Consider the following 10,697-nt stretch of genomic DNA (forward strand, 5'->3'; position numbering starts at 1 on the left):
GTCGGGGTGCATCACCGGGGGGGCGGATCGCAGGCTTGACACGCTCCGCCCGCATCCTGTCATCCCGAGGCCCCCCGTCCGATCGGGACGGGGGCCCTCGTCATGTGCGGCTCCCTGACGGGCTCTGTTGCGCGGTCAGTTGGGCTCGACTGTGTTGCGCAGACCGGGGACGGTGAGCGTGCCGCCGAACTGACCGGCCTGGGTGACCTCGACGTCCGTGAAGATCGCGAACGGTACGTCGAGCGGCGGCGGGGTCTCCGGGCTGAAGGTGACCGGGATGATGCCGAAGAGGTTGCCCTTCAGCTTCTCCGTGTACATGGTCACCGTGCCGTTGCTCATGGTCGACGTGGAGCCCTTGTCGGACCGCACGTGCCCGGTGTAGCCGTCCGAGTGGACGGTGCGCTGGTGCAGGTCCTTGATGTCCACGCCGTCCTTCGCGGTGAACTTCAGGACCTTCTTGACCTTGCCACTGCCCGTCTTCACCTCGACGATGCCGTGGTACTTGAGGCCCTTCAGCGTGAGCCTCGTGCTGTTCAGGATCCACGGCTCGTCCGGGAGCAGCGGGATGCCCGGCTCCAGCTCCGCCGCCGCGAGCGCCTCGGGGTCGGGCTCGGGACACGGGAAGCGCGGCTTGGCGCCCTCGGGTATGTCCTCGTCCTTCTTGGCGTCGAGGCCCTTGGCGTCCTCCGGCAGCTCCTCGACCTTGGCGCCGACCTTGGCGGCGGCCTCCTCGATCGCGGCCTTGGTCTTGTCGACAGGGGTCTCGGCCTGGGTGTCGGCCTTGTTCGCCGTGTCCGTCTTCGGGGCCGTCTCGGGTGCCGTCGTCGCCGGCTTCTCGCTCGCCGGGGCGGTCGGCGCCGGCGTGGTCGACGGCGTCGTCGTCGGCTCCGCGTCGGGCCCGTCGAACAGGTCCTTGATCTTGTCGCCGATTCCCAGCGGGTCGAGCGGGTTGACGCTCTTCGTCGCGGTGGGCGCGGGGGCCGCCGGGGCCTGCTGCCCGTCGGCGTTCTGCTGCGTGGCGGTGCCCTGCTCCGTGCCGGCCGTCGCCGAGGGGCTGGAGGTCGGCTTGGGCGACTCCGGCTCCTTGGTCTCCTCCGGCTCCGGCGTGGTGGACGCGCTCGCGGTCGGCTTCGGGCTCTCGGTCGCGGCGGGCTTCGTCGACTCCTCGGCCACCGGCTCGTCCGAGCGGGTCACGCACGGACCGGGTGCGAAGGGGATGTCCTTCTCGTCGGCGAGGGCGAGCTTGGGCGCCATGCCCATGCCCATGAGGACCGCGGTCGGCATGGCCGCGAGGGCCATCGCCTTGCCCGCGGGACCCTGGATCTTGTTCAGCAGGGACTTGCGGGGAGCCGCGTGCCGCGGACCCCTTCCTGCCAGAGTGGCGCCGTCCGCAGCCGTCGCCGACTGCGGCGACTGTGTTTCGTCACCCCGCACTGTTCCTCCCGCCGTTGGCGTCGATCGTCGTTTCGGTCGCCTGCGCGTCTTCCGCGGCACGCTGCTCCGGGACCGGGGCCTTCTCGAAGGCGACCGCCTGGGTCTCCTCCCGAGCCTCGGCTCCGTGCGGCTGACCGTCGTTCTCGTGCTCGCCCTGCAGGGCCTCCGCCTCGGCCGTCTCCTCCACCGGGACGCCGGGCGCCCAGGCGATCGACATCCCGCCGCCGATCAGGGAGAGCAGGAATCCGACGACGAGGCCGCCGAAGTTCGACACCGGGATGGAGACGAGCCCCAGCACGATGGCCGCGACGCCCGCGAACACCCGGACGATGGGCTGGAACCACATCGTCAGACCGAGCGTGATGAGCAGGACGCCGATGATCAGCGCACCGGCTCCGGCCGTGGTGGCGATGGCGATCGTCATGTTGCCGAGTCGCATGTCGCCGTACGGGAGATACGCGATCGGTACGCCACCGAGGATCGTGAGCAGGCCCGCCCAGAAGGGCCGCTGGCCCCGCCAGGTACGGAAACGGTTCTCGCTCGGGACTCCGCGGGAAGCAGTGGACTCGGCGCTCATGGAAAACAGCTCCCTGGAAGCGGTGTTGCGTAAGAAAGGTGGTGAACGGCGGTACGGACCGGAGCGGGCAGGGCCGTACGGAACGACCCCACCCGCCGGGTGCGTACTACTCGGTGAAGCACTCCTTGGGAGCGCCCGTGTGCAGCTTCAGCTTGAGGTCGGGAAGCTTGAAGGTGGCGGCGGTCGTCGCCCACGCCTTCTGCTTCACGTCCGTCAGCTTGGCCGACTCGGCACGCTGCGAGAAGCCGTACGGGTTGGCCGTGGTGCCGGGCTGGATGCCGGGCTTGCCGTCGGCCTTCGGGAGCTTGCCCGCGGCCACACCGATGTCGATGTTGCCGAACTCGGCGTCCGCGTCGAGCGACGAGACATCGAGGTAGATGTCCTTCGCGTACACGGGGTTCTTCGCGTCCGTACCGGCCCGCAGCTCCAGCGAGACGTTGCCGAGGAACGGCACGTTCGGCGTCACGACGGACTGGCACATGTTGGTGATCCAGGCCTCGGAGAAGCCCGAGACACCGACCGGCTGAGCGAACGGCTTGCCCTCGAGGTCCTTGCCCGAGACGACGTTGCCGTACTGGACGAAGTCCTTACCGACAAGGCTGTCGGCCTTAACCTTGAACTCCTGGCCGGAGATGCTGAAGGACGCGGCAAGCGCACCCTGAGCCAGGCCGACACCGATCGCGGCCGTCGCGGCCACACTCGGCACCATGACAACGGCGAACCGCTTCCATCTGGTCCCGCCACGAACCTGGGACTTCATGAGAATCCTCCTTCTCGGACGTACATCTCCGGATGGGCCCAGGGCCCGTCCTGGGATGGGAGAAGCGCTACGTCCTCGGGAAGGAGCGCCGAACATCGGGCGCGACCCGCGTCCGATTCACCGGCGATCACCCCCGAGCGACAACCACTGGCCACGCCTTGCGCGCAACCTCCTTGGACAGGCCCCGCCGGTGAAGGCAGGAACCCCCCTGTCCACGGCCGGCGCCACTGTCGCCGACCCACTCGGTGGGGACCCTCGCCGCGAACCCGGTTGGTTGCCGGGCTGGTGCGGTATCGGACCGAGCGTCGCCGATCGTGGTCCATTACGGGCCGGGGCACAAGGGGGTTCGTTACCGGCTAGTAACGGGTGGATAACCACGCCACGACAGGGCGATGTCGCCCGGCCACACAGGGTGCAGTTCACCGGGGCCGTACATCAGGATGTTGAGGATGAAAGCCGGACAGAATGCCGGGTTCGATTTACTGCAAGTAACAGCGGCCGCGTTTACCAAGTTTTGGTAAAGCGCGGCCGCGAAATGTCACTGTGTCGCCAAATCGGCGCGATTCGGCGCGCCCGGAACGTGCCTAGAACAGCACCCGCGCGAGGGCCTGACGGGCCGCCGTGACCCGCGGGTCCTCGGGGCCGATGACCTCGAACAGCTCGAGCAGCCTCAGTCGCGCCGCGTCCCGGTCGTCACCGGCCGTGAGCCGCACGGCGTCCACGAGCCGGCCGAAGGCGTCCTCGACGTGACCGCCCACCAGATCGAGATCCGCGGCGGCGATCTGCGCGGTGACGTCGGCCGGGTCGTCGGCCGCGTTCTTGCGCACCGCCTGCGGGTCCATGTCCTGCACGCGGGCGAGCAGCTCGGCCTGGGCCAGGCCCAGCTTGGCCTCCGGGTGACCGGGGTCGTCGGCGAGCACGTTCTTGTACGCCTGGACGGCGCCGGCCAGGTCACCGGCGTCGAGCGCCGACATCGCCGCTTCCAGCAGCGCGTCGTACGGGCCGGCGGGCACGGGGGCCTGAGCGGCCTCGCCGGAGGCGTCGGCGTCCGGGTCGACGACGATGCCCGTGAGGCCGAAGCGCTCCTCGCCGACCTGGATCAGCTGGTCCAGGGTCTGCCGGATCTGGGCCTCGGGCGCCGCACCCTGGAAGAGCGGCAGCGCCTGACCGGCGACCACCGCGAAAACGGCCGGAATTCCCTGGATGCCGAACTGCTGCATCAGCATCTGGTTGGCGTCGACGTCGACCTTCGCGAGGAGGAAGCGTCCGTTGTACTCGACGGCCAGCCGCTCCAGGAGCGGGCCGAGCTGCTTGCAGGGCTCGCACCACTCGGCCCAGAAGTCGATGACGACCGGGACCTCGGCGGAGCGCTGAAGGACATCACGCTCGAAGCCGGCCTCGTCGACATCGATCACCAGGGCAGAGGGGGAGACCGCCGCCACGCCACCCTGCCGGGCGGCCTCGGCACGCGCCTGCTCCGCCTTCGCCTTGGCCTCTCCGGCCGCCTTCACCGCGGCGAGGTCGACGACGCCGCTCATGGACATGTTTCTGGGCTGCATGAGTACATCCTCCCCCTTCCGCGCGCGTGACCGGTACGTCATGGCTGAACCGTGCACCGGAGTGCACGGTTCGCGTTCTGTTTGCACCGGGTCCCCACCCGGTGCGTGTGGTTTGTCGCTCGGGCCGATCAAAGCCTTTCGCTACGGGTCGTAGCGTAACTGTCAGGCCCGGCCCGCGGCCAGATCTCCCCGGTGAACTGGCTCACATCACGCGCCTCTGGCGCAATACCTACCGGCGGGTATGGTCGATCCCCATGTGTAGCCGCACCAGTTCCCGCAGCCGTACCGGACGCCCCCGCAGTGTCGCGGCCGATGCCGCGATCCTCGAGGCGACCCGTGCCGCCCTGGTCGAACTGGGCTGGTCCAAGCTGACGATGGGCGATGTGGCCGGCCGGGCCGGGGTCGCCAAGACCACGCTGTACCGGCGCTGGGCGAGCAAGAACGAGCTGGTCGTGGACGCCGTCGCCGTCCTCTTCGACGAACTCGAACTCCCGGACCTCGGCTCCCTCCAGGCCGACATCGAGAACGTGGTGCTGCAGTTCGCCGCGCTGCTCCAGCGGCCGGAGACCAAGACGGCGCTGATGGCGGTGGTGGCGGAGTCGACCCGCGACGAGCCGCTGCGCGAGCGCATCCGCAGCTCCATCGTCGACCGGCAGAAGCGGCTGGTTCTGGAGGGTCGCCAGCGCGCCCAGGCGCGCGGCGAACTCCCCGCCGACCGGGACCCGGTGTCGATCGACGACACGGACGACCTGATCTTCGACGTGATCGCGGGCGCGGTGGTCCACCGCGCCCTGGTGAGCGCGGAACCGGTCGACGCGGCCTGGGTCCAGCGCTTCACCGCGCTTCTGATCGGCGGCCTGGGCGCGGCGGCGGCCACACCCTAGGGTGACGGTCGTGACGATCACTCTGAACAGCGCCGTACGCACGCTTCTGGACGACATCAACCCGGCGATCCTGGGCACCGTCCACCCCGACGGCTCTCCGCAGACCTCGGTGGTCTGGGTGGCCAGGGACGGTGACGAGCTGTTGATCTCCAGCCAGGACGGCCGCCGCAAGATTCGGAACATCCAGGCCGATCCACGGGTCAGCCTCATCGTCTACGACCGCAAGGACCCCCAGCTGTACGCCGAGATACGGGGCACGGCCACGGTCACCGAGGACGTGGGCCGGGCCGTCGCGGTCGCGATGGAGGAGCGCTACGAGGGTCCGGGCGCCGGCCGGGAGTACCTCGACCTGCCGCCGGAGGTGGTACGGGTGGTCGTGCGGATCACGCCGACGAAGGTCGTCGGCACGGCCGCGAAGTAGCCGAAGCGGAAGGGGCGGTACGGGAAGTCCCCGCACCCCCCCCGTACGACCCCTTGAAATGCCCGGGGGGCGCGGTTTTTTCCAGCCCCGCGCGAGGTTGATGTACGGGGTGAGGGCGGAGGACTCGCGGTGGCGGGGGGGCCGGGCCACCCACCCCCCCGCCCGCTCCCCCCCCCCCCCCCCCCTTCTCCTACGGCTAGAAGCCCGGGGGCTCCGTGTAGATGCCCCACTCCTCGCGGAGCACGTCGCAGATCTCGCCGAGGGTGGCCTCCGCGCGGACCGCGTCGAGCATCGGGCCGATCATGTTGGAGCCGTCACGGGCCGCTGCCAGCATCGAGTCGAGGGCGGCGCGGACGCGGGCGTCGTCGCGGCGCTCCTTGCGCTCGCCGAGGACGCGGACCTGCTCCCACTCGACCTCGTGGCTGACCCGCAGGATCTCCAGGTCGCCGGTGACCGAGCCGTGGTGGACGTTGACGCCGACGACGCGCTTGTCGCCCTTCTCCAGGGACTGCTGGTACTGGAAGGCGGATTCGGCGATCTCGCCGGTGAACCAGCCGTCCTCGATGCCGCGCAGGATGCCCGAGGTGATCGGACCGATCGGGTGCTGCCCGTCCGGGTGGGCCCGGCGGCCGCGCTCCTTGATCTGGTCGAAGATCTTCTCGGCGTCGGCCTCGATCCGGTCGGTGAGCTGCTCGACGTACCAGGAGCCACCGAGCGGGTCGGCCACGTTGGCCACGCCGGTCTCCTCCATGAGCACCTGCTGCGTGCGCAGCGCGATCTCGGCGGCCTGCGCGCTGGGGAGCGCGAGGGTCTCGTCGAGGGCGTTGGTGTGCAGCGAGTTGGTGCCGCCGAGGACCGCGGAGAGCGCCTCGACCGCGGTCCGTACGACGTTGTTGTACGGCTGCTGGGCGGTGAGGGAGACACCGGCGGTCTGGGTGTGGAAGCGGAGCCACTGCGCCTTGTCGGTCTTGGCGCCGTAGACCTCCTTCATCCAGCGCGCCCAGATCCGGCGGGCGGCGCGGAACTTGGCGATCTCCTCGAAGAAGTCGAGGTGCGCGTCGAAGAAGAAGGAGAGACCGGGCGCGAAGACGTCGACGTCCAGGCCCCGGGAGAGGCCGAGCTCCACGTAGCCGAAGCCGTCGGCGAGGGTGTACGCGAGCTCCTGCGCGGCCGTCGCCCCGGCCTCGCGGATGTGGTAGCCGGAGACGGAGAGCGGCTTGTACGCGGGGATGCCCTGCGCGCAGTGCTCCATGAGGTCGCCGATGAGGCGCAGGTGCGGCTCGGGCTGGAAGAGCCACTCCTTCTGCGCGATGTACTCCTTGAAGATGTCGGTCTGGAGCGTGCCGTTGAGCACGGCCGGGTCGACGCCCTGGCGCTCGGCGGCGACCAGGTACATGCAGAAGACGGGCACGGCGGGCCCGGAGATGGTCATCGAGGTGGTGACGTCGCCGAGCGGGATGTCCTTGAAGAGAACCTCCATGTCGGCGGCGGAGTCGATGGCGACACCGCAGTGGCCGACCTCGCCGAGCGAGCGGGGGTCGTCGGAGTCGCGGCCCATGAGGGTGGGCATGTCGAAGGCGACCGAGAGCCCGCCGCCGCCGGCGGCCAGGATCATCTTGTACCGCTCGTTGGTCTGCTCGGCGTTGCCGAAGCCGGCGAACTGGCGGATGGTCCAGGTCCGGCCGCGGTAGCCCGTCGGGTGCAGACCGCGGGTGAAGGGGTACTCCCCGGGCCAGCCGATGCGCTCGAAGCCCTCGTAGGTGTCCCCGGGCCGCGGCCCGTAGACCGGCTCGACCGGGTCACCGGAGAGCGTCGTGAAGTCGGCGTCGCGCTTGCGGGCCTTGTCGTAGCGGGCCTGCCAGCGTCGGCGGCCTTCCTCGATCGCGTCAGCGTCCATGCTTCGAATTTACTAGGACGTCCTAGTAAATGTCGATGGGAAACCCCCGCACATCCGTGCGGGGGTGTGCCTCAGGCCTTGGCGGGGGCCGGCTGCGCGCCGCTGACCAGCGGAAGCGTCTCGCGGACGACCTTGCGCTCGACGAAGAACGCGGCGAAGGGAATCGTCCCGGACAGCAGCACCCACAGGAGCTTGCCGAACGGCCACTTCGCCTTGGAGCCCAGGTCGAACGCGAAGATCAGGTAGATGATGTAGAGAACGCCGTGGGCCTGGGAGACCGCGAAGGTCACGTCCTCGCCCGTCTCGAACCCGTACTTGAAGACCATGCACGTGCAGAGCACGAGCAGCATGACGGCGGTGATGTACGCCATCACGCGGTAACGGGTCAGCACGCTGGATTTCATGCCGTCGAGCGTAACGGCACGTTCCGGGCGATCTTCGGGCGGGCCCGGCTTGGGGTCAGCTCTCGTCGAAGTCGTGCGCGCTCACCCGGAGCGGGCGCAGCATCGCGAAGATCTCCGCGCACTCCTCGGCGTCGTAGACCCCGAGGCCGAAGTCCATCTCCATCAGGTCGCGGGTGGCCGCCTCGACCACCTCGCGGCCCTTCTCGGTGATGGAGGCGAGGGTTCCGCGGCCGTCGTTGGGGTTGGGCCGCTTGTCGACGAGACCGGACTTCACGAGCCGGTCCACCGTGTTCGTCACGGACGTGGGATGGACCATCAGCCGCTCGCCGATCTTGGACATCGGCAGCTCACCGGCCTTGGAGAAGGTGAGCAGCACGAGGGCCTCGTAGCGCGCGAAGGTCAGCCCGTACGGCTTGACCACGGCGTCGACCTCCGCGAGCAGGATCTGGTGGGCGCGCATGATCGAGGTGATCGCGGCCATCGAGGGGGCGGACCCCCAGCGGTTCTGCCAGAGCTCGTCGGCGCGGGCGATGGGGTCGAACGGGAGACTGAGCGGCTTCGGCACGCGTCGACCTTACCCACTGGTCACATGGTGGTCAGCCCCGTCTCGAACTTCGGTCGCACGGACCTCGGCGACGACCGCCAGGACGCAGACGGTACCGAGCACGCCCGCGCCGACGACCACCACGTGGACGGGCAGGAACTCTGCGGCGAGCCCGGCGCCGGCCATGCCGACGCCCTGGATCGTCATCATGCCCGCGGTCATCAGGGTCATGGCCCGGCCGCGCTGCTCCTCGGGGACGGCGGCGACGAACCAGGCGTCGAGGCCGAGGGTGTACGCGCCGGTGGCGCCGGCCAGGAGTAGGGCGACCGCGGCGAGGGCGATGCCGGGCTCGACGGCGTAGAGGAGGAAGGGCAGCATCCCCACGGCCACGAGCGGGACGACGATCCGCTCGCGGACCCGGGCGCTGAGGGCGGAGCCGGCGAAGAGCTCACCCGCGATGGTGCCGACGGGCATCGCGCACATGAGGAGGCCCAGGGCGGCCGTGGAGGCGCCGATCTCGCGCGCGTAGGGGGCGGCGAGGGCCTCGGGGGTGACGATGAAGAGGGGCGGGATCCAGAACAGGAGCATCAGCGCGCGGATCCGGCGGTCGCGCAGGACGCCCCAGGTGCCGCCGAGGCCCTGGCGCTCGGCGGTCGCCGCCCGGGCCGGGCGGTGGGCGGTGCCGAAGCGCAGCAGCAGCGCGGAGGCGAGGAAGGTGACGGCGGTGATCGCGATGGCGCCGCGCGGCGGCACGACGGTGAGCAGCACGCCGCCGACTCCGAACCCGGCGAGCAGGGCGCTCTGCGAGACGATCCGGAGGAGGGAGCGGCCGAGCACGAAGAGGTCGCCCTCGCCGAGGATGTCGGCGAGGGTCGCCATCCGGGTCCCGTTGAAGACGGGCGCGACGGCGGCTACGGCACACCGCAGCACGAGCAGCCCGGCGACGGGTGTCACGGGAGCGACCATCAGCGCGACGCACCCGGCGCAGACGAGATCGCAGACGACGAGCACACGCCGCGCGGGATACCGGTCGGCGACACCGGCGAGCAGGGTGCCGCCCAGCAGGTAGGGCAGGAACCCGAGGGCGAAGGTGAGGGAGGAGAGCAGGGGCGACCCGGTGAGGTCGTAGACGAGCACGGTGAGCGCGATCTCGCTGACGACGACCCCGAGCAGCGAGAGCAGGTGCGCGACGAACACGGTCCTGAACTCCCGCACGGCGAACACGGCACGGTAGCCGGGGGTGGCCGTCGGCCCGGGCACGTGGGCCGAGTCGGGTGCTGCGCCGGGCGTAGGGGCGGTGGTTCCGGGGTTCTTTCTCGGCCCGCGGGTGGCCGTCGGCCCGGGGGTGGCCGTCGGCCCGGACGCGTGGGCCGAGTCGGGTGCTGCGCCGGGCGTAGGGGCGGTGGTTCCGGGGTTCTCCCTCGGCCCGGGGGTGGCCGTCGGCCCGGGGGTGGCCGTCGGCCCGGGGGTGGCCGTCGGCCCGGGCGCGTGGGCCGGGTCGGGTTCCGCGCGGGATGTGGAGGTGGTTCTCGGGTTCTCCTTCGGCATGGGGGCGAGACTCACCCCCGTACCCGCCTCCGCCCTAGACTTTCGGTTCCAGCCGAATCTTTCGTGGGGAGCCATGCCCTATCACCTGCGGTTCGGCGAGGCCGACCCCCTTCGGATCCGGTTCGCGCTCTCTCCGCTCTGGGAGACGCAGTCCGCGGTGCGGGTGCTCGCCCGGCCTCGCCAGCAGGGGTACCACCTGCCCTGGCTGCGCCGGATCCGCGGCGCGGCCGAGGGGATCGACCTCGGGCCGCTCCAGCTGCTGATGCCCCGGCACGGGCACAGCCCGGACTTCCTCTATCCGCCGCCCCTCGGGCCCGCCGCCTCCTTCGAGGAGGAGATCGCGGCCGTGCGCGGGACCGATCCGGCCCTCGCCCTGGACGACTTCACGCGCGCCCTCGCCGACACCCCCGGCGCCGCGGCGACCGCCGAGGGGCGGCGGATGCTCGCCGACCCCGCGGACGCCGTCCACCGGCTCGCCGATCTGCTCCAGGACGCCTGGGACGCCCTGATCGCGCCCGAGTGGCCCCGGCTGCGCGCCCTCCTCGAAGCCGATGTCGCCTACCACTCCCGTCGGGGCGCCCACGGCGGGCGGGGGCGCCGCCGCGGCGCGGGGCCCCCCCGGGTAGCCTGGGGCGCCGCCCCCGCCCCCCGCCCCCACCCCGATCGGGG

At 70.8% G+C, this 10,697-nt stretch carries 10 protein-coding genes and 1 pseudogene; 3 read left to right on the plus strand and 8 right to left on the minus strand.

Annotation, left to right across the window (positions count from 1 at the left end; all coding sequences use genetic code 11):
• Positions 1–135: 135 nt before the first annotated feature.
• The 4 genes from ACFVZW_RS29890 to ACFVZW_RS29905 form a co-directional block, all read right to left on the minus strand.
• Complete coding sequence (locus ACFVZW_RS29890; RefSeq protein WP_384527686.1) at positions 136–1,434, minus strand: hypothetical protein; 1,299 nt, start codon at positions 1,432–1,434, stop codon at positions 136–138.
• The gene (locus tag ACFVZW_RS29895) at positions 1,424–2,011 is read right to left on the minus strand and encodes a DUF6114 domain-containing protein (protein ID WP_384527689.1); all 588 of its coding nucleotides are present in this window, start codon (positions 2,009–2,011) and stop codon (positions 1,424–1,426) included. Before ACFVZW_RS29895 ends, ACFVZW_RS29890 begins: the two co-directional genes overlap by 11 nt.
• A 106-nt stretch (positions 2,012–2,117) precedes the next feature.
• A complete protein-coding gene (locus tag ACFVZW_RS29900; protein ID WP_384527692.1) occupies positions 2,118–2,771 on the minus strand; it encodes a DUF6230 family protein in 654 nt (217 codons plus the stop codon).
• Between the two features lie 584 nt (positions 2,772–3,355).
• Positions 3,356–4,330: a tetratricopeptide repeat protein gene (locus tag ACFVZW_RS29905; protein ID WP_384527695.1), complete on the minus strand. Its 975-nt coding sequence runs from the start codon at positions 4,328–4,330 to the stop codon at positions 3,356–3,358.
• A gap of 254 nt (positions 4,331–4,584) precedes the next feature.
• On the opposite strand from ACFVZW_RS29905, the gene ACFVZW_RS29910 reads away from it, so the two are divergent.
• Positions 4,585–5,214, plus strand: a complete 630-nt coding sequence (locus tag ACFVZW_RS29910; RefSeq protein ID WP_384527698.1) for a TetR/AcrR family transcriptional regulator — start codon at positions 4,585–4,587, stop codon at positions 5,212–5,214.
• A gap of 10 nt (positions 5,215–5,224) precedes the next feature.
• A complete protein-coding gene (locus tag ACFVZW_RS29915) occupies positions 5,225–5,635 on the plus strand; it encodes a PPOX class F420-dependent oxidoreductase (RefSeq protein ID WP_384527701.1) in 411 nt (136 codons plus the stop codon).
• A gap of 196 nt (positions 5,636–5,831) precedes the next feature.
• Here ACFVZW_RS29915 and ACFVZW_RS29920 read toward each other — a convergent pair whose 3' ends face one another.
• The 4 genes from ACFVZW_RS29920 to ACFVZW_RS29935 form a co-directional block, all read right to left on the minus strand.
• Positions 5,832–7,532: a methylmalonyl-CoA mutase gene (locus ACFVZW_RS29920; protein ID WP_384527704.1), complete on the minus strand. Its 1,701-nt coding sequence runs from the start codon at positions 7,530–7,532 to the stop codon at positions 5,832–5,834.
• Between the two features lie 71 nt (positions 7,533–7,603).
• Positions 7,604–7,936, minus strand: a complete 333-nt coding sequence (locus ACFVZW_RS29925; protein ID WP_384527707.1) for a DUF3817 domain-containing protein — start codon at positions 7,934–7,936, stop codon at positions 7,604–7,606.
• Between the two features lie 55 nt (positions 7,937–7,991).
• Positions 7,992–8,501 carry a MarR family winged helix-turn-helix transcriptional regulator gene (locus tag ACFVZW_RS29930; protein WP_384527710.1) on the minus strand — a complete coding sequence of 170 codons (510 nt, stop codon included), beginning with the start codon at positions 8,499–8,501 and terminating at the stop codon, positions 7,992–7,994.
• A 9-nt stretch (positions 8,502–8,510) separates the two neighbouring features.
• On the minus strand, positions 8,511–9,740 hold the full coding sequence (locus tag ACFVZW_RS29935) for an MFS transporter (RefSeq protein WP_384527714.1): 1,230 nt from the start codon (positions 9,738–9,740) through the stop codon (positions 8,511–8,513).
• Positions 9,741–10,101: 361 nt separating this feature from the next.
• Between ACFVZW_RS29935 and ACFVZW_RS29940 the strand changes: the two are divergent.
• Positions 10,102–10,697, plus strand: a pseudogene (locus tag ACFVZW_RS29940) (transcriptional regulator); the annotation flags it as partial.

This window comes from Streptomyces sp. NPDC059567 (assembly GCF_042735655.1).
Classification (GTDB): domain Bacteria; phylum Actinomycetota; class Actinomycetes; order Streptomycetales; family Streptomycetaceae; genus Streptomyces.

Excerpts from the sequence above, each read along its gene's own strand:
- ACFVZW_RS29895 (WP_384527689.1), bottom strand. The coding sequence starts at position 2,011 with ATGAGCGCCGAGTCCACTGCTTCCCGCGGAGTCCCGAGCGAGAACCGT.
- ACFVZW_RS29900 (WP_384527692.1), bottom strand. The coding sequence starts at position 2,771 with ATGAAGTCCCAGGTTCGTGGCGGGACCAGATGGAAGCGGTTCGCCGTT.
- ACFVZW_RS29905 (WP_384527695.1), bottom strand. The coding sequence starts at position 4,330 with ATGCAGCCCAGAAACATGTCCATGAGCGGCGTCGTCGACCTCGCCGCG.
- ACFVZW_RS29910 (WP_384527698.1), top strand. The coding sequence starts at position 4,585 with ATGTGTAGCCGCACCAGTTCCCGCAGCCGTACCGGACGCCCCCGCAGT.
- ACFVZW_RS29920 (WP_384527704.1), bottom strand. The coding sequence starts at position 7,532 with ATGGACGCTGACGCGATCGAGGAAGGCCGCCGACGCTGGCAGGCCCGC.
- ACFVZW_RS29925 (WP_384527707.1), bottom strand. The coding sequence starts at position 7,936 with ATGAAATCCAGCGTGCTGACCCGTTACCGCGTGATGGCGTACATCACC.